This is a genomic window from Idiomarina sp. 28-8, assembly GCF_000320945.2.
Lineage (GTDB): Bacteria > Pseudomonadota > Gammaproteobacteria > Enterobacterales > Alteromonadaceae > Idiomarina > Idiomarina loihiensis.
The window spans coordinates 331,946-349,773 of sequence record NZ_DF266792.1 but is presented as its reverse complement, the minus strand read 5'-3'; the positions used below and the strand labels follow the sequence as shown (position 1 = coordinate 349,773).

18 protein-coding genes and 1 tRNA gene are annotated in these 17,828 nt (G+C 47.2%); 6 read left to right on the top strand and 13 right to left on the bottom strand.

From position 1 onward, the window contains the following. Positions 1–74 precede the first annotated feature (74 nt). The 7 genes from rplI to rnr form a co-directional block, all read right to left on the bottom strand. Complete coding sequence (gene rplI / locus RJ32_RS11860; RefSeq protein ID WP_034822523.1) at positions 75–527, bottom strand: 50S ribosomal protein L9; 453 nt, start codon at positions 525–527, stop codon at positions 75–77. Between the two features lie 41 nt (positions 528–568). Beyond that, on the bottom strand, positions 569–796 hold the full coding sequence (gene rpsR / locus RJ32_RS11855; RefSeq protein WP_011235166.1) for a 30S ribosomal protein S18: 228 nt from the start codon (positions 794–796) through the stop codon (positions 569–571). A 10-nt stretch (positions 797–806) separates the two neighbouring features. After that, positions 807–1,106 carry a primosomal replication protein N gene (gene priB, locus RJ32_RS11850; protein ID WP_011235167.1) on the bottom strand — a complete coding sequence of 100 codons (300 nt, stop codon included), beginning with the start codon at positions 1,104–1,106 and terminating at the stop codon, positions 807–809. A 24-nt stretch (positions 1,107–1,130) separates the two neighbouring features. Then, positions 1,131–1,481 carry a 30S ribosomal protein S6 gene (gene rpsF, locus RJ32_RS11845; RefSeq protein ID WP_034822522.1) on the bottom strand — a complete coding sequence of 117 codons (351 nt, stop codon included), beginning with the start codon at positions 1,479–1,481 and terminating at the stop codon, positions 1,131–1,133. 137 nt (positions 1,482–1,618) lie between these two features. Further along, positions 1,619–2,050, bottom strand: a complete 432-nt coding sequence (locus RJ32_RS11840; RefSeq protein ID WP_034822521.1) for a hypothetical protein — start codon at positions 2,048–2,050, stop codon at positions 1,619–1,621. Continuing rightward, positions 2,040–2,786, bottom strand: a complete 747-nt coding sequence (gene rlmB, locus RJ32_RS11835; RefSeq protein WP_034822520.1) for a 23S rRNA (guanosine(2251)-2'-O)-methyltransferase RlmB — start codon at positions 2,784–2,786, stop codon at positions 2,040–2,042. The genes RJ32_RS11840 and rlmB overlap by 11 nt, the downstream gene beginning before the upstream one ends. Beyond that, positions 2,783–5,092: a ribonuclease R gene (rnr, locus tag RJ32_RS11830; protein ID WP_034822518.1), complete on the bottom strand. Its 2,310-nt coding sequence runs from the start codon at positions 5,090–5,092 to the stop codon at positions 2,783–2,785. The genes rlmB and rnr overlap by 4 nt, the downstream gene beginning before the upstream one ends. Before the next feature lie 194 nt (positions 5,093–5,286). Here rnr and RJ32_RS11825 point away from each other — a divergent pair, with 194 nt between their 5' ends. Beyond that, a complete protein-coding gene (locus RJ32_RS11825) occupies positions 5,287–5,643 on the top strand; it encodes a hypothetical protein (RefSeq protein WP_034822516.1) in 357 nt (118 codons plus the stop codon). 37 nt (positions 5,644–5,680) lie between these two features. Then, positions 5,681–6,268 (top strand): hypothetical protein, encoded by a 588-nt coding sequence (locus RJ32_RS11820; RefSeq protein WP_034822514.1) that lies wholly within the window; start codon positions 5,681–5,683, stop codon positions 6,266–6,268. Between the two features lie 69 nt (positions 6,269–6,337). Here the strand turns inward: RJ32_RS11820 and RJ32_RS11815 are convergent. Continuing rightward, a tRNA-Leu gene (locus tag RJ32_RS11815) sits at positions 6,338–6,423 on the bottom strand. 220 nt (positions 6,424–6,643) lie between these two features. On the opposite strand from RJ32_RS11815, the gene RJ32_RS11810 reads away from it, so the two are divergent. Beyond that, the gene (locus RJ32_RS11810) at positions 6,644–7,153 is read left to right on the top strand and encodes an RDD family protein (RefSeq protein ID WP_034822512.1); all 510 of its coding nucleotides are present in this window, start codon (positions 6,644–6,646) and stop codon (positions 7,151–7,153) included. Between the two features lie 23 nt (positions 7,154–7,176). Here RJ32_RS11810 and lptG read toward each other — a convergent pair whose 3' ends face one another. Together lptG and lptF are read right to left on the bottom strand one after the other, a co-directional pair. Beyond that, positions 7,177–8,247: an LPS export ABC transporter permease LptG gene (gene lptG / locus RJ32_RS11805; RefSeq protein WP_034822511.1), complete on the bottom strand. Its 1,071-nt coding sequence runs from the start codon at positions 8,245–8,247 to the stop codon at positions 7,177–7,179. Next, positions 8,247–9,356: an LPS export ABC transporter permease LptF gene (gene lptF / locus RJ32_RS11800; RefSeq protein WP_201029216.1), complete on the bottom strand. Its 1,110-nt coding sequence runs from the start codon at positions 9,354–9,356 to the stop codon at positions 8,247–8,249. Before lptF ends, lptG begins: the two co-directional genes overlap by 1 nt. 133 nt (positions 9,357–9,489) lie before the next feature. Between lptF and pepA the strand changes: the two genes are divergently transcribed. From pepA to RJ32_RS11785, 3 genes are read left to right on the top strand one after another with little or no spacing between them, the layout of a single operon-like run. Then, a complete protein-coding gene (gene pepA, locus RJ32_RS11795; RefSeq protein WP_034822507.1) occupies positions 9,490–10,995 on the top strand; it encodes a leucyl aminopeptidase in 1,506 nt (501 codons plus the stop codon). Between the two features lies 1 nt (position 10,996). Further along, entirely contained in the window at positions 10,997–11,446 is a 450-nt protein-coding gene (locus RJ32_RS11790; RefSeq protein WP_034822505.1) for a DNA polymerase III subunit chi, read from the top strand. A gap of 7 nt (positions 11,447–11,453) precedes the next feature. After that, positions 11,454–14,303: a valine--tRNA ligase gene (locus tag RJ32_RS11785; RefSeq protein WP_034822504.1), complete on the top strand. Its 2,850-nt coding sequence runs from the start codon at positions 11,454–11,456 to the stop codon at positions 14,301–14,303. A gap of 120 nt (positions 14,304–14,423) precedes the next feature. Here RJ32_RS11785 and rraB read toward each other — a convergent pair whose 3' ends face one another. The 3 genes from rraB to parC are packed head-to-tail and all read right to left on the bottom strand — an operon-like array spanning position 14,424 to position 17,804. After that, the gene (gene rraB, locus RJ32_RS11780) at positions 14,424–14,810 is read right to left on the bottom strand and encodes a ribonuclease E inhibitor RraB (RefSeq protein WP_011235179.1); all 387 of its coding nucleotides are present in this window, start codon (positions 14,808–14,810) and stop codon (positions 14,424–14,426) included. Then, complete coding sequence (locus tag RJ32_RS11775; RefSeq protein WP_034822503.1) at positions 14,807–15,547, bottom strand: 1-acylglycerol-3-phosphate O-acyltransferase; 741 nt, start codon at positions 15,545–15,547, stop codon at positions 14,807–14,809. The genes rraB and RJ32_RS11775 overlap by 4 nt, the downstream gene beginning before the upstream one ends. A 13-nt stretch (positions 15,548–15,560) precedes the next feature. After that, on the bottom strand, positions 15,561–17,804 hold the full coding sequence (gene parC / locus RJ32_RS11770; RefSeq protein WP_034822502.1) for a DNA topoisomerase IV subunit A: 2,244 nt from the start codon (positions 17,802–17,804) through the stop codon (positions 15,561–15,563). Positions 17,805–17,828: the final 24 nt, after the last annotated feature.

Below are 17,828 nucleotides of genomic sequence, written 5' to 3'. Positions count from 1 at the left end.
AGAATCACTTTAGTGATGAAAATTTTGCAAAAAAAAAGCTGCCCGAAGGCAGCTTTTTCAGACAGTGCACTGACTTATTCAGCCGGTACAACTTTCAATGTAATGTTTGCAAATACATCGGCATGCAAGTGCAGTTCAATATCAAACTCACCTACTTCACGTAATGTACCATGCGGCATTAAAACTTCGCTCTTCTTCACTTCAACGCCAGCAGCTGTTACTGCATCAGCGATGTCGCGAGTACCGATAGAGCCAAATAGTTTGCCTTCATCGCCAGCTTTAGAAGCAATAGTAACAGCTTCCAGAGCGTTAACTTTCTCAGCACGAGCTTGAGCGGCTGCTAATTGATCAGCTAACTTCGCTTCATACTCAGCGCGACGTTGTTCAAATAAATCAACGTTGCTTTTGGTTGCAGGTACAGCTTTTCCCTGAGGGAAAAGGAAGTTACGTGCATAACCAGATTTTACACTGACTTGATCGCCAAGGCTTCCCAAGTTAGCAATTTTATCTAACAAAATGACATTCATTTCTCGCTACCTCTACTTTTGGTAATCGAACCGGTGCTAGCTTACTGATGTGAATCAGTATAAGGCAGCAGTGACAAATAACGAGCACGCTTGATAGCGCGCGCTAACTGACGCTGATACTTAGCGGATGTTCCAGTAATACGGCTAGGAACGATTTTACCAGTTTCAGTAATGTAGTTCTTAAGCGTAGCGATATCTTTATAATCAATTTCTTTTACGCCATCTGCTTTAAAGCGGCAGAATTTGCGGCGACGAAAAAAACGAGCCATGATGGTCTCCTTAAATCAATTCGAGATGCTGAGCATGAAGTACCAAACGAGGTGAGCCATTGCTATCCTCGTGACGGTGCAGAAAACCTTCTGCTAAAACTTCACAACCCACCGTCAATTTTTCTAACCAGTGTTGTAAACCTTCACCACTTAAAACGACCTGAATACGCACATAAGATTGACGATTCATACCAGCTTCCGGTTGCATAGACCGATGCTCAATCACTAATTGTAAATGCTCAATACCTGACGGGCTGGTTTCCAGCTTAGGTACTTTGCCAAGCGTTCCGGTTAAATGCAGTCGATTCATAAGGGTTATTGAAAGTCAGCAAGCTTACGCTGCTTCACTGTCACCTTTACGATCTTCCTTCGGCTTAGTCAGCGGCGAAGGCTCAGTAATAGATTCTTTTTTACGCATGATCATATTGCGCAATACTGCATCGTTATAACGGAATGCAGTTTCAAGCTCTTCCACAACCTCTGCAGACGCTTCAATGTTCAACAGAACATAGTGCGCTTTGTGCAGTTTGTTGATTGGGTAAGCCAATTGACGACGGCCCCAGTCTTCTAAACGATGGATTTCACCACCACCTTGCTTGATCGTTTCGCTGTAGCGCTCGATCATGCCAGGTACTTGCTCGCTTTGGTCCGGGTGGACCATAAATACGATTTCGTAATGACGCATTACAGTTTCCTTTTGGTTCGTATAGCCTCAGTTTAGCTCAGCCGCACTAACATAGAAGCAAGGAACACATTCAGTAAAATGAAAATATGGCTGATTTAAGCCGCGCGATACTAACTAAAATGAACGCCAATTGCAAATTAATCGGCGTTTTTATGGGCTTTTTCAATGCGGGAGCTGAGTAAAGCAACAATGCGGTCGGCTAATTCGTTTGCTACGGCTTTTTCGCCACGAACTACAATGTGGTCCACTATTTTACCCTGGCGACGTGCTGTAGCATCAATTTGTACCGCATCCTGTTGTTCAGCGAACACCAGAGTGACTTGCCATTCAGCATTACTGTCCTCAACTCTGTGCCACTCGTGCCTGACATCGAGTCGATTACTAATATCAAAGGCTAGATTCTGCACAGATTGAGTCGCGTCATCCTCTACGTCAAAGTGAAAGTTAGCATAGGGTTTCTCTGAACGCAGCCAGGTAGGCGATTCCCAGTTAGGCGTCCAGCTGACAAACAATACTGCAATCATTGCCAGAGCAATAGCTATAGGCAAAAGGCGACGTTTAAGATCCATTACGCTGTCTGACAACCTCAAATAAGCAAACACCACTGGCTACAGAAACATTTAAGCTACTGACACTACCAGATAAAGGAATGGAGACTAAATCATCACAGGTTTCGCGGGTAAGGCGTCTCATGCCTTTACCTTCGGCTCCCATAACCAAAGCGACAGGACCTCTGTAATCAACATCATAAACAGATTGAGTCGCTTCGCCTGCAGTACCGTATACCCACACGCCCAACTCCTGTAAGTCACGAAGCGCCCGGGCTAAGTTGGTTACCACAATAAGAGGAACGTTCTCGGCTGCACCGGATGCCACCTTACGCACGGTTGGGGTAATTTGAGCCGACTTATCTTTTGGCACAATAACGCCCGTAACACCTGCTGCATCGGCCGTGCGCAGGCATGCACCTAAATTGTGCGGATCAGTCACGCCATCGAGTATTAAGAACAACCCGGCTTGCTGGCTTTGTTCCAGTAATTTAGGTAAGTCATGCTCGGTTAAAGTAGGCGGCGACTGAACGGTCGCGACTACGCCCTGATGGTTACCGCCTTCCGCGCGTTTTTCCAGAGCTTGTTTAGGCACCCATTGAGGTCTGACGCCCGTCGCGTGGCATTGATTGACAATGTCACGTACCGAATCATCCTGACGCTCTTTAGAAACATAGAGTTCCACCAAACGATCCGGATGATTTTTTAATATGGCCCGCACCGCGTGCAAGCCAAATACGGTCACTTTTTGACTCATGACTTACTACGTCCTTTATTGCTGCCGCGATTACCACTTTTCCGTTGGCCGCCTTTTCCGCGAGACTGTCCTTTTCTCTTACCTTTGCCTGAACCTTTAGCTGGCATATTGCGTTTCTGGCCGCCCGGACTCGTCGCTTCCAGCAACGTTAAATCAATTTTTCGATCATCCAGATTTACGTCTTTTACTTTGACTTTAACATTGTCACCCAAGCGAAAAACGCTGTTGCTGTTTTCGCCAACCAACATGCCTTTCTGTTGATCGAAGTGATAATAGTCGTTATCAAGATTACTGATGTGAACCAGCCCATCGATTTGATAGTCGCTCAAGCGCACAAACAGGCCAAAGTTAGTTACCGAGGAAATAATCCCTTCAAATTCCATGCCGACGTGATCGAGCATAAATTCACATTTCAACCACTCGTCAACCTGACGGGTGGCATCATCTGCACGTCGCTCGGTCATTGAAGTATGTACACCCAGTTCGTCCAATTGCTTCTCTGAGTATGCCCATGCACCCACTAAACCTTTCTCTTCGCCTTTTTTCTTACGCAAAATTGCTTTTATCGCGCGGTGCAAAATCAGGTCAGGATAACGACGAATAGGTGACGTAAAGTGTGCATAAGACTTCAATGCCAAGCCAAAATGCCCTTTATTCTCTGGTTGATATACCGCCTGCTGCATAGAGCGCAACAACATGGTTTCAATCAGTTCATGATCTTGGCGATCCTTCACTTGCTCAAGCAAAGTCGCGTAGTCTTTTGGAGATGGCTCATCACCGCCTTCCAGGTTCAGACCCAGTTCACCAAGAAAACTGCGGAAATTATTCAGTCGTTCATCAGCCGGAGTTTCATGTACCCGGAACAACGCGCCAACTTCTTTATCAGACTCTATAAGCTGAGCAGAAGCCACGTTTGCCATAATCATGCACTCTTCAATAATTTTGTGAGCAATATGACGTTTAACCGGTTCGATACTCTCAATTTTACGCTGAGCATTAAAAATAAAGCGGGTTTCCTGCGTATCGAACTCAATAGCTGAGCGGCGCTTACGAGCTGCACTTAATGCGTTATAAAGTCGCTCCAGTTCCTGCACATTGTCCATAACATGCTGGTACTGTTGTTGCAGTTCTTCATCGCCATCCAGTAGCTTTTTAACTTTATTGTAAGTCAACCGCGCATGGCTTTTCATTACTGCCGGATAAAACTCTGTAGACTTCAGTTTTCCGCGAGGCCCTAATTCCATTTCAGCAACCATGCACAAACGGTCGACATCAGGGTTTAACGAACACAAACCATTGGACAGCTTTTCCGGTAGCATTGGAATTACATTGCTGGGAAAATAAACTGAATTACCGCGTTCCGTTGCCGCTTTATCAAGAACGGTTTCCGGACGAACATAATAAGACACGTCAGCAATTGCGACCCAAAGGCGCCAGCCTTTCTCTTCCTGCACACAACAAACGGCATCATCAAAGTCGCGGGAGTCCTCACCATCGATAGTGATAAGCGGCAGATCACGTAAGTCTTTACGGCCCTCGTAAGCCTCAGCCGGAACTTCTTCACTATATTTTTTCAGTTCTCCATCAACCTCAGCAGGCCATTCATTAGGGATATCGTGTTCACGAATCGCGACCTGAATTTCCATACCCGGTGCCATATGTTCACCCAGCACTTCGCTGACCCGACCAATAGGGCTGGTACGGCGGCTTGGGCGTCGGGTAATTTCAACGACCACAAGTTGTCCATGACGCGCGCCATTTTTATCCGCATCCGGAATAAGAATATCCTGACTGACACGGCCGTCGTCCGGTACCACTATGCCCAGACCATGTTCAATAAAGTAGCGCCCTACAATATTGCTGTCGCGAGGCTCTGTAACTCTGACGATACGGCCTTCGGTGCGACCACGGCTATCTTTACCGCTGGTTTTGACCAGTACGCGATCACCATGCAAAACTGAATACATTTGATGATGCGGAATAAACAAGTCTTTACCGCCATCCTCAGTCTGACAAAATCCAAAACCGTCTTTATGACCAATGATACGACCTTTGATCAAATCCATACGCTCAGGCAGACCATAAGCATTCGCTTTGCTGTATATAAGCTGTCCGTCTCGCTCCATAGCGCGCAAACGCCGTTTCAAACCAATTGCCTGGCGCTCATCATCTAAACCAAAATGACGAATGAACTCATCAAACTGAACTGGTTTACTGTTTGAGGTTACCAGTTCAAGCAATTGCTCACGGCCCGGAATTTCAACTTCATATTCTGGCGTACTGTTGTTCTGTTGATTATCTGACATAGAATCCTATTGTAGTTGCACGGTTAAGGAGAACCGATGGGCAACAGTATACGTGCTGAAAGTCATAATGTCAGTGCTTAGCTTGTATTTTGAACAAAACATACCCATGTATTACTTAATAGGTAAAAAATGAGTTGTCGAATCATCCTATATACTCTAATTTGTGAACTGAGACATTTACTAAGATCAAACAAATGCAAAAATACGCAGTACATAAAGCTGAAATAAACTGGCTCCAAAAAGGATGCTATCAGCTACTGCTGTGCTTATTGCTTGTCGCATTTAGTACTTCCAGCTACGCGGCATCGGCTGAAAACGCCGAGAAGCACCTAACGGATCAACCAACCCCTGACTCTGTTCTCGTTGCCGATCTCTCGTCATCCGTTTTTGAGGTTCAGGCTGAAGAGCCCGAATTCGACAAAACAATAGATGTTTCATCAAGAGTGTTTCAAAGCGTTCAGGCGCTTGTCCCTCTCGCTCAGAGAAAAAGTAAACCGAAACTAACTCAGTGGAATTGGCATCTTGTCCGGGGACCACCCGCTCACCTTTAAAAATTCTGTATTTTTCTAATTTTTAAAGGAGTTTGTCATGAGTGAGTTTAAAGAAATTCAATGGTCTTCTGCAGCCGATAAAATTGCAATACACCACAACTATGAGCATCAACCATTAATTAGCTGGCACGATAGCGCTATGCATGTTGTTGATGATTTCACAAAAGTATCTCCTCTGGAAATAAGGGAGAGCACTCTGGTCAGCGACGCCGAGCAAAAACTTCGTGGTGCCAACCGTCGTTATGCCTGCATAAAAAATCAAAGTGATGAAATGACAGGTTTACTTGCGCTGCGTGAGCTTCACGGTCGTAAAGCAACTCAGCTAAGTACCGTCAAACAAATTGGCTGGCGGGAATTAGCAGTAAAAGAGTTGATGTTGCCTCTGGTTGCATTACCACAGGTCAAACTTGAAGACTTAAAGAAAGCGAAAATCGGCGACGCGGCAGCAACGCTCAAAGCCAGTGGTCGTGACTTTCTTCTTGTGATTAACGAGGGAGAAGTCTGTGGCGTAGTATCGTCGCTTAGAATAGCTGAATTAACAGGTGAGTCAGTGAACGTTTATCACCTGCCCTCAACTTTTGCTGAAATTATTTCAGCGATAAATCATCATGAGGTCATTGACTGAAGTCGGTTATATGTCAGAAGTGCTTTTGCGCTTCTGGCATTTTCAGTACTAACTACGAAGGGAAAAACTTGGTGGCGCTGGACGGACTTGAACCGTCACTCCCAGAAGGAACCTGATTTTGAATCAGGCGTGTCTACCAATTCCACCACAGCGCCATGCTTTATAAGGTGAAGCCGTTGCGTAACAAAGCAACGGGACGGAATTATACTCGTCCACTCTCTCTAATCAAGCAATAATTCACTAAAACACCTTATAATCCAACTAACTGCTGATTCCTTATACAGCTAAGAGTACAACTGAGAGTGAACTGAGGTAGCTGTCAGCCCGCTTAGCTCATGATATGATTAAAACACGATTGAGTTAAATGAGTTTCACATGAGTTCCGAAGCACAAAAATTACACGCCAGCTTCCCCAGTGCCGGCTTTCCCAGACGTTTTGTTTCCTGGGTTTATGACTTTTTAGTCGCAGTAGCTATTATTATGCTTGCTTCAGCTGTGGCTTTACTCTTTGCCGCACTGCTAACTGCATTTGACTGGTTAGTGCTGCCCGAAGGAATGGATCACGCCGCCTGGCTGGCTCAGGGACCATGGTACAGTTTGTATCTTATAGCCGTTGTTTCGCTATTTTTTGGCTGGTTCTGGAAGCGTTCGGGTCAAACCTTAGGCATGCGCGCATGGCGCCTGAAGCTCCAGAATCGTGATGGTTCACGACTGACTAATCGCCAGGTTTTTATCAGGCTGATTACCTGTTGTGCCGGCCTTGGAAACCTCTGGGTTCTGGTAGATTTTAAAAACAAACGAGCCTGGCAGGATTATGCTGCCGGCACCGAAGTTGTCACGCTTTCAAAAGAAGCAAACCAGCTGTTCTACTGGAATGAACTTTAGCCTTTATGAAGTACGGCCAATTGTCAGGCCGTACGCCCCCGCATAAAGTAAACCGCCACTCCGGCAAATAAAATACTGGGCAGTAAAGCTCCCAGAATAGCCGGAATTTGATAAACCTGAGCCAACGGCCCAAAAATTTCGTTACTGACATGAAAGCCAAAACCAGTAATGACACCAAGTAATATCCGGGCACCCATTGTCGTTGAACGAAGCGGGCCAAAAATAAAAGACAAGGCCACCAACAACATAACCGCTACCGTTATCGGTGCGAAAAGCTTCCGCCATAACGCCAGTTCGTAGCGCTCCGCAGATTGCTGGTTACTCTCCAGGTAAGTTAAGTAATCCAGCAACCCCGTAATCGAAAGCGATTCAGGCTTTATGGTCACCACTCCGAGCTTGTCGGGCGTTAAGCTCGACTGCCAAACCATGCTTGGCTTTTCATCACGTAACATGCGGCTATCATCAAGCTGCGTAACAGTCACTTGCTGCATACGCCATTTATCACCGCTAAAATTAGCCGTTAGAGCGTAAGTTACTTTTTGCAATTCACGATTGTCGTTAAAGTCGTAAATCAATACGTCGTTAAGCCGTCCGGTATCCTCGACTTCGCCAATATTGATAAAGTCCGAACCATCTTTTGCCCACACACCCTGTTGAGCGGATATTAAGCTACCGCCGGAAATAGCCTGCGAGCGTATAGCCCGGCCCTGAGCTTCCATCGGTGGCGCTATCCACTCCCCAATGGCCATAACCGCAACCATCATAATAATGGCGGACTTCATTACCGCACCAATAATGTTTAAACGTGACCGCCCGGCTGCCATCATAACCACTAACTCGGAGTTACTGGCCAGCATGCCCACGCCAATAAGTCCTCCGAGTAAGGCTGCCATAGGAAAGAAGGTTTCAACATCACGCGGCAGGCTGTAAAACACAAAGAGTGCCGCATCCATAACATTGTAGTCGCCGCGACCAACCGCTTTAAGTTGCTCGACGAAACGGATTAACGAGGAAAGCCCGGTTAATACGGCCAGACTTAAAAGCGACGTCCGTAATACGGAAAGGCCAATGTACTTATCTAAAATACTAAACATCAGTGCCCCCGCGCAGCGCCAAAGCGCAAGTTTGCCAGTAATCTCAATCCGAGCGGACGCCCCTTACCTACCAGAGCCAGCCCAAAAATCAGCAAAATGAAATGTATCCACCACAAGCCGATAATAGGCGGAATAACGCCGTCCCTGATAGCTGACTTAGCTGCCATCAACAATAAAAAATATCCCAGATAAATAAGCAGAGCCGGAGCCATTCTGCCGAACTTGCCCTGGCGCGGGTTCACCCGACTTAGCGGCACAGCAATAAGTGTCAATAACGGCATTGCCAGCGGGATAGCTATACGCCATTGCAATTCTGCAACCGCTGCCGGTTCTTTCCGCGATAACAATTCAACCGTTGGGTAGGCCTCAAGTTTTCGTAATTGCTCACTTGCCTGCTGCTCTTTAATTTGCAATTGATAACTGTCGAACGACATCATCTGATAGCTGTCATCGTCGCCGGCATAACGTTTCCCCTGCCCCAGTTCCAGCCATTGCGAACCCGTTGTTTCACTAATCACTTTACCGGTTTTGGCCATCACTACACTACCGGACTGTAATTCGCCCTGATTGTGCGTGTGCTGCGCAACAAAAACTTCCTCCAAATCACCCTCATCGCCAACACGTTGTACAAAAATAACCGCTTTCTGGTTACTGGCTTGCTGGAATCGTCCGGGCATAAGCGCTGTTAACCCGCTTTCCGAGCGCGCTTTATCTTCTAACTTTTGTTCCTGATCAAGCGACCAGGGTACCAGCCATAAAGTAAAAGACGCAGTAATTAACGCCAGAATCAGTGATAGCACCAGAGTCACCCGGGTGACGTACCACTCACTGACTCCGCAGGCATGCAAAACGGTCATTTCGTTGTCGGCGTATATACGTCCGTGAGCCAGTAGAATCCCTAAAAACAGGCTAAGAGGCAAAATCAGTGATAATAATGCAGGCAGGTTCAACGACAGCAGTTGAAAAATAATAGCGCCGGGTATGTCCCCTTCTGACGCATCCGATAACACACGGACAAATTTCTGACTGACAAAAATCGTCATCAGGATAAAAAGTACAGCAAGCTGCGACTTCAAGGTTTCACTGATCAAATATCGGAATATGCGCACTGGCGTTCACTCATAACTTAGGTTTTTACTGGAATAGCTGTGATTTTTAAGTAAACTTGTTATTTTAACAACAAAGTGTCTTTATAGCGAAACTATAGCAGGCATTGAAGCCACCTGAAACAGGAGCACTGTCATGGAGTTCAGCGTCAAAAGTGGTAATCCGGAAAAACAACGCTCTGCTTGTATCGTTGTTGGCGTGTTTGAACCTCGTCGTCTGTCTGGCGTTGCCGAACAATTAGACAAAGTCAGTGATGGTTATTTAAGCAACCTATTACGCCGCGGAGACCTCGAAGGTAAATCCGGCCAGGTTTTGCTGTTACATCATGTACCCAATATTCTTGCCGAACGGGTTTTACTGGTCGGCTGTGGTAAAGAACGCGAACTCGATGAGCGTCAGTACCGCCAAATTATCGCCCGTACTATGAACACTTTGAACGAAACAGGTTCAATGGAAGCGGTGTGCTTTTTAAGTGAACTGCACGTTAAAGGGCGCGATACCTACTGGAAAGTTCGCCAGGCGGTGGAGTCTGCGCGGGCAACATTGTATAACTTTAATGAGCTCAAAAGTAAAAAAGAAGAGCCTCGCCGCCCGTTACGCAAATTGGTTTTTAACGTTCCAAGCCGCAAAGAACTGGCTTTGGGCGAACAAGCTGTGCAGCACGCATTAGCGGTGGCAACCGGAATGGATATTTGCCGCAACGTAGCGAATATGCCACCTAACATTTGCACGCCTCGTTATTTAGCCGATCAAGCCAAATTAATGGCTGATAATTACGACAACTTAACAGTTACCACGGTTGAAGAAGCCGAAATGGAAAAACTGGGTATGAATGCATACTTAGCCGTTGGCCGTGGTTCAGAGCATGAGTCAGTGCTCACATTAATGCATTATAAAGGCGCACCCGATGACCAGGCTCCTATTGTGCTGGTTGGTAAAGGTCTGACATTTGATTCTGGCGGTATTTCTATTAAGCCGTCCGCCAATATGGATGAAATGAAATACGATATGGGTGGCGCAGCTGGCGTTTTAGGCGCAATGCAGGCTCTGGCCGAATTGCAGCTGCCTATTAATGTTATTGGTGCGGTCGCTGGTTGTGAAAACATGCCAGATGGCAAAGCATACCGCCCTGGAGATATTCTGACGACTATGAGCGGCCAGACGGTCGAAGTGCTTAATACCGACGCAGAAGGGCGATTAGTACTGTGCGATACCCTAACTTATATCGAACGGTTTGAACCTGAGTCAGTGATTGATTTAGCCACGCTGACCGGTGCTTGTGTTATTGCGTTAGGCAGTCACGCTTCTGCCGTGCTTAGCCAGCACAACCCGCTAGCACACGAAATTCTTAACGCAGCTCAACAAAGTGGTGACAAAGCCTGGCGCATGCCGCTTTGGGACGAATATCAGTCGATGCTGGATAGCCCGTTTGCGGATATGGCGAATATCGGCGGTCGTGAAGCCGGCACTATTACTGCTGCTTGTTTCCTCTCGCGTTACACTAAAAAGTACAACTGGGCACACATGGATATCGCAGGCACAGCGTGGCAAGGTGGTAAAGACAAAGGCTCAACAGGCCGTCCGGTTCCACTGTTAACTCAGTTCTTAATTAACCGGTGTAACACCGAGGCAGCTGAATAACATGTCGTCAGCCACCTTTTTCTTAATGCCGGACGGAGCCGAAGATGAGCAAAACCGGCTTATCTGCGATAAGATAGCGCAACTGTACCGAAAGCATAAAAAGTTGCGGGTCTGGGCCCGCAATCAACAGCAGGCTGAAGCTCTGGACGAGCTTTTGTGGCAACAACCAAGTGATGCTTTTATTCCGCATAACTTACACGGCGAAGGCCCGGCTACAGGTGCTCCGGTAGAGTTTTGCTGGCCTGAGGCCGATGCAGTAAAAAACCGTCCGGGTTATGCGCTGTTTAATCTGGCGGAAGAAATTCCGGTGCAAGCCCAGCAGAGCCAACAGCTCTATGACATTGTTCCAGCCGATGACAATGGCAAAAAAACAGCTCGCGAGCGTTACAAACATTACAGGGCGCGCGGTTGCCAAATGCAAACCGAGCCCCTGACATCCGAACAGAAGTAAGGTCATTATGGATAAAACATACTCCCCTGCAGCGATAGAACAAGATCTCTACCAACAATGGGAAAATAAGGGCTATTTCAAGCCCTCAGGTAAAGGCGACTCCTACTCGATTATGATTCCACCACCCAACGTTACCGGCAGTCTGCATATGGGCCATGCCTTCCAACACACTATTATGGATACGCTGACCCGTTACCAGCGCATGGATGGCCTTAATACATTATGGCAAGTCGGTTCCGACCACGCCGGTATTGCCACCCAGATGGTCGTTGAACGCCAGTTGGCGGCTCAGGGACAAACTCGCCAGGAACTTGGTCGCGACGCTTTCATTGATAAAATATGGGAGTGGAAAGAACAATCCGGTGGCACAATTACCCAACAAATGCGCCGTCTGGGCGACTCAGTTGACTGGGATCGCGAACGCTTCACGATGGACGAAGGTCTTTCAGATGCGGTCCGCGAGGTCTTCGTAAAACTACACGAAGACAACCTGATTTATCGTGGTAAGCGCCTGGTAAACTGGGACCCTGCGCTCCAGACTGCCATTTCCGACTTAGAAGTCGAGAACAAAGAACAACAAGGTTCTATCTGGTATTTACGCTACCCGCTGGCCGATGGTGAGAAAACCGAAGACGGTAAAGATCATTTAGTGGTCGCGACCACCCGCCCGGAAACCATGTTAGGCGATGTATGCGTGGCGGTTCATCCGGACGATGAGCGTTTCGGTCATTTGGTTGGCAAGCACATTAACTTACCAATTGTTAACCGTCGCATTCCTATTGTTGCTGACCATCACGTTGACAGCGAATTCGGTACAGGTTGCGTAAAGGTAACCCCGGCGCATGATTTTAACGACTACGAAATTGGCAAGCGTCATCAAACGGGCATGATTTCGATTTTTGATGACACGGCTCATGTTATGGCAACAGCAGGCCTTTACACCAGTACGGGTGAAGCGCTTGAAGAGCTGAACGGATTTAACGGTAGACTACCTGAGCAGTACGCCGGTAAAGAGCGTTTCGAGGCTCGCAAACAGCTTATTGCTGAATTTGACGAACTCGGTTTGCTGGAAAAAATTGAAAAGCACACCAACAAAATACCGTATGGTGACCGTGGTGGCGTTCCTATTGAACCGCATTTAACCGACCAATGGTATGTCCGCGTTGAGCCTATGGCCAAACAGGCGACTGAAGCGGTTGAAGACGGCCGCATTGAATTTGTACCCAAGCAGTACGAAAACATGTATTTCAGCTGGATGCGCGACATTCAGGACTGGTGTATTTCGCGTCAGTTATGGTGGGGACACCGTATTCCGGCATGGTACGACGAGCAAGGCAATGTCTACGTTGGTCGCACCGAAGAAGAAGTACGGGACAAACATAATTTAGGCGATACGCCTCTTCAGCAAGACGAAGACGTATTAGATACCTGGTTCTCTTCTGCACTATGGACCTTTTCTACTCTCGGTTGGCCAAAAAATACCGAGGACTTAAAAACCTTCCATCCAACCGATGTGCTGGTTACCGGTTTTGACATTATTTTCTTCTGGGTTGCCCGCATGATCATGATGACCATGCACTTTATGAAAGACGAAGAAGGCCAGCCGCAAGTTCCGTTTAAGAAAGTCTATGTGACCGGCCTTATTCGTGACGAAGAAGGCCAGAAAATGTCTAAGTCTAAAGGTAATGTATTAGACCCGCTGGACATGATTGATGGCATTAGTGCTGACGAGCTGGTCGCCAAACGTACCGCGAATTTGATGCAGCCTAAAATGCGCGAGAAAATTGAGAAGCGCACCCGCAAGGAATTCCCAGAAGGTATCACCGCTCACGGAACTGATGCACTGCGTTTTACATTAACTGCGCTTGCCTCAACAGGTCGCGATATCAACTGGGACATGAAACGCCTGGAAGGTTATCGCAACTTCTGTAACAAGCTGTGGAACGCCAGCCGTTATGTGCTGATGAGCACCGAAGAGCATGACTGTGGCCTTGAAAACGACGACATGACTTTGTCACTGGCTGACGAATGGATCATTGCCCGCTTTAACAGCACAGTAAAAGATTTCCGTCAGGCTTTGGATACCTACCGTTTTGATCAGGCTGCGGCTATTGCGTACGAGTTTACCTGGAACCAATTCTGTGACTGGTATCTGGAGCTCACTAAGCCGGTGCTGCAAAATGGTACGGAAGTACAACAACGCGGTACCCGTCACACGCTGGTAAATGTTTTAGAGCAGTTACTGCGCCTGTTACACCCGGTTATGCCTTACATTACCGAAACCATTTGGCAACGCGTTAAGCCGCTGGTTGGTAATACGGATGATACCATTATGCTGCAGCCGTTCCCTCAGGTTGAGGACAACGTCAGCCATCAGGCAATGCAGGACATGGAGTGGCTGAAGCGCGTTATTTTGGCTATTCGTAATATTCGCGGTGAAATGGACTTATCACCGAATAAACCGCTACCGCTATTACTCTCAAATGCCGATGCAATGGCAAAAGGTCGTATTCAAAACAATGAAAGCTTCCTGAGTAGCCTGGCAAAACTGGAATCTATTGAGTTTATTGAAAGCGACGATGATGCCCCGGCCAGTATGACCGCACTGGTTGATACATTGAAGCTGCACATTCCAATGGCCGGTTTAATTGACAAAGAAGCTGAGCTGCAGCGTCTACAAAAGTCTATTGAGAAAGCCAATAAAGAGTGGCAACGCCTGAATGGCAAGTTAAGCAATGACAACTTTGTCAGTAAAGCACCTGAAGCGGTCATTGCCAAAGAACGTGAAAAGCTTTCAGAGGCTGAAACAACGCTAAAACAGTTGCAGGAGCAGCAGGACAAAATTAAAGCTCTCTAATTTTGTACGACGCCATTGCTGAACAAAAAAAGCCCGGATCATTAGATTCGGGCTTTTTTCTAAAGTTATCTATTCTAAACAAAACTATTGCTTTAATTACCAATAAAGGCTGAGAGAGGCTCATTCCTCTCCATCATCTAAGTCTTCATCGTCAAGTTCTTCGTCTTCAATCAGCGTGCCCCAGCCGTCATACTCCACTTCGCATTCGTCAGCAATAGCGGCTATTTCACGCACCTGACGGTTTAAAATGTCGTTATCGAGCTCAGCATCTGTGACCGCCATAAACGCAAACCAACGCTTGCCACGTTCGTCTTCAAACTCGTCGGCATCGTCCACATGATACCCCTGCTTAACCAGTTCAACAGCGGCTTTTTCCAGTTTGGTAAAGTCCTGGCTGGCTAAGTGATGCTCAATTTCATACAAGAGTTCTGTTTCTGCACCATCAGCAATCAAAGCCTGTACAGTTTCTTCACTTTGGGTAAGTAGATCATTAAGATCTCGACTCATGTTTTTTCCTTTTTAGCCTGTTCTTGCTCAATGCTCGCGTTTAACTGCTTAATTTTATCATCCATTTTTTGATGACAGTGAGCACTCAGTTCACGTAGATTCTCTCGCTGATAATTCGCAATTCTCACCGGTTCAAGAAACGCCACTTTTAACACTCCGTTATTCCAGCGGTTCATTTTTATCTTACCGTGCAATTCAGATACACAAACCGGTACTACGTCCACTTGCGCCCGGTACGCAGTATGAAAAGCACCGTTTTTAAATGGCAACAAACCACGTCCATAACTGCGTGTGCCTTCAGGAAACATCCACACCGAAATATCACGTTGCTTTATCGCATCCGCCGTCTGCCCGATTGTGCCATGAGCTTTACCGGCATTTTTTCTGTCTATAAGGATATTGCCTGCCAACCAGTAGAGCCAACCGAAGAAGGGTATCCACCTAAGGCTCTTCTTGCCAACAGTCACCGTATTTTTTGGCAGCATTGCTGCTATGGTGAAAATTTCCCAGCTATTTTGATGATTACAAATAAAGACATAAGGCCCGCCCTTTTCAATATCCGGGTGTCGGCTGACCTCAATTCGCATCCCCAAAACCCGTATTGCCCAACCAAAAATATGGGCAAAACGATAGGTATTGTTGCGGTGAAAAGGCCGGACAATGCAAAACAAGCAGCCTACGACACCGAACACCACAACAAAACCGCCAAGAAACAACCATCGCAACAAGGCTAACATCCAAACTCCCCAATTAATCCTTGTTTTCCTCAACCACTATTTCGTCGACACGTTGCAACCCGCGCGGCAGTTTATTGCCCCGGCGACCACGTTCTCCGTAATAATGTTCTAAATCAGCCGGCTTCAGAGTCAGCTTGCGTTTACCCGCGATGAGAGTAATGGCAGCATCCGGTGCTGCTGTGGCCAGAGCAACCACATACTCCTCGCGGGACTGCGCTCTTAAGGCCGGAATACTGATTAACTTATTCCCTTTTCCTTTGCTCAACTGCGGTAAGTCTGCAACCGGGAAGACCAACATCCGGCCCTCGTTGGAAATAACAATGACTTTGTCGTGTTGCAGGTCATTCACGTTATTCGGCGACAGGATTTTAGCCCCGGTCGGTAATGTAATAATGGCTTTTCCATTTTTATTACGACTGACTAAATCACTAAATTGACAAACAAACCCGTAGCCTGCGTCAGAGGCCAGCAGCAAATGGCTTTCATCTTTTGCCATTAAAACATGCTCGACATTCTCACCAGCAACCAGGCTGAAACGTCCGGTCAGAGGTTCCCCCTGACTTCTCGCTGATGGCAACAAATGAGCTTCACAGGAGAAGCTTTTCCCCGAAGTATCCAGGAACACCACCGGCTGATTACTCTTACCCTCAGCCGAAGCAAGATAGCTGTCTCCGGATTTATAACTGAGCTTATCGCCTTCTATATCATGGCCTTTGGCTGTACGTACCCACCCCTTCTTCGAGAGCACGACTGTGACCGCCTCAGCAGGGGTTAAGTCTCGTTCGCTTAGCGCTTTTGCCTCAGAGCGTTCAACAATAGGTGAACGGCGGTCATCGCCATAGTTCTCGGCATCGGCAAGCAACTCTTTCTTAATCAAAGTTTTCAACCGACGGTCAGAACCCAGCAAGGTCTCAAGTTTCTCTCGTTCTTTATTCAACTCATCCTGCTCGCCAGTCAGCTTCATTTCTTCCAATTTAGCTAAGTGACGTAACTTCAATTCAAGAATCGCTTCGGCTTGCTTATCGGTGAGCGCAAAACGGCTCATCAGCTCTTCTTTCGGCTTGTCTTCTGTACGAATAATCTCAATAACTTCATCAATATTGAGATACGCAATTAACAAACCTTCCAGAATATGCAAACGGGCCAGCACTTTATCTAAACGATGCTGCAGACGACGGGTAACAGTGGTCTGGCGGAATTCCAGCCATTCTTTCAAAATGCCCACCAAAGGCTTCACTTTGGGCCGACCGTCCAAACCAAGAATATTCAGGTTAACCCGATATTGCTTCTCTAGGTCGGTAGTAGCGAACAAGTGATTCATTAGCTGTTCGATATCGACCCGGTTTGAACGTGGAACCACAACCAACCGGGTCGGGTTCTCGTGGTCAGACTCATCCCGCAGGTCAGACACCAGAGGAAGTTTTTTCGCCTGCATCTGATGTGCTATTTGTTCTAAAACCCTTGCCCCGGAAGCTTGATGTGGCAGTGCCGTAATAACAATTTCGCCGTCTTCAACACTGTAACAGGCTCGCATTTTAATGCTGCCACGCCCGGTTTCATACAGTTTTACAATGTCTTCCGACGGCGTAATGATTTCTGCATCTGTCGGATAATCCGGGCCCTTCAACACTTCCATTATATCTTCAAGCTGGCTACCGGGCTTTTCCAGTAACATCGCGCAGGCATTTGCTACTTCACGGGCATTGTGCGGCGGGATGTCCGTCGCCATGCCAACCGCAATGCCAGTTACGCCATTCAGCAAAATATGTGGTAACCGTGCCGGCAGTACCTGAGGTTCTTTCATGGTGCCGTCGAAATTCGGTATCCAGTCAACCGTGCCCTGACCCAGCTCACTCAGCAGTACCTCGCTGAACTTAGACAACCGGGCTTCGGTATAACGCATGGCCGCGAAAGACTTAGGGTCATCCGGCGAACCCCAGTTACCCTGACCATCGACCAGAGGGTGACGATAGGTAAAGGGCTGCGCCATTAATACCATTGCTTCATAACAGGCGCTGTCACCATGAGGGTGGAACTTACCCAGCACATCACCCACGGTACGAGCCGATTTTTTATATTTTGCTAATGCAGATAAACCCAGCTCTGACATTGCGTAAACAATGCGTCGCTGTACCGGCTTCAGGCCATCGCCAATATTTGGCAATGCCCTGTCCATAATTACGTACATGGAGTAATTAAGGTAGGCCTCTTCGGTAAAGCGACTCAGTGGGCGGGTTTCTGTAACTTCCGTCGACATTCTGACTTCTCCTTGCTCACAAGT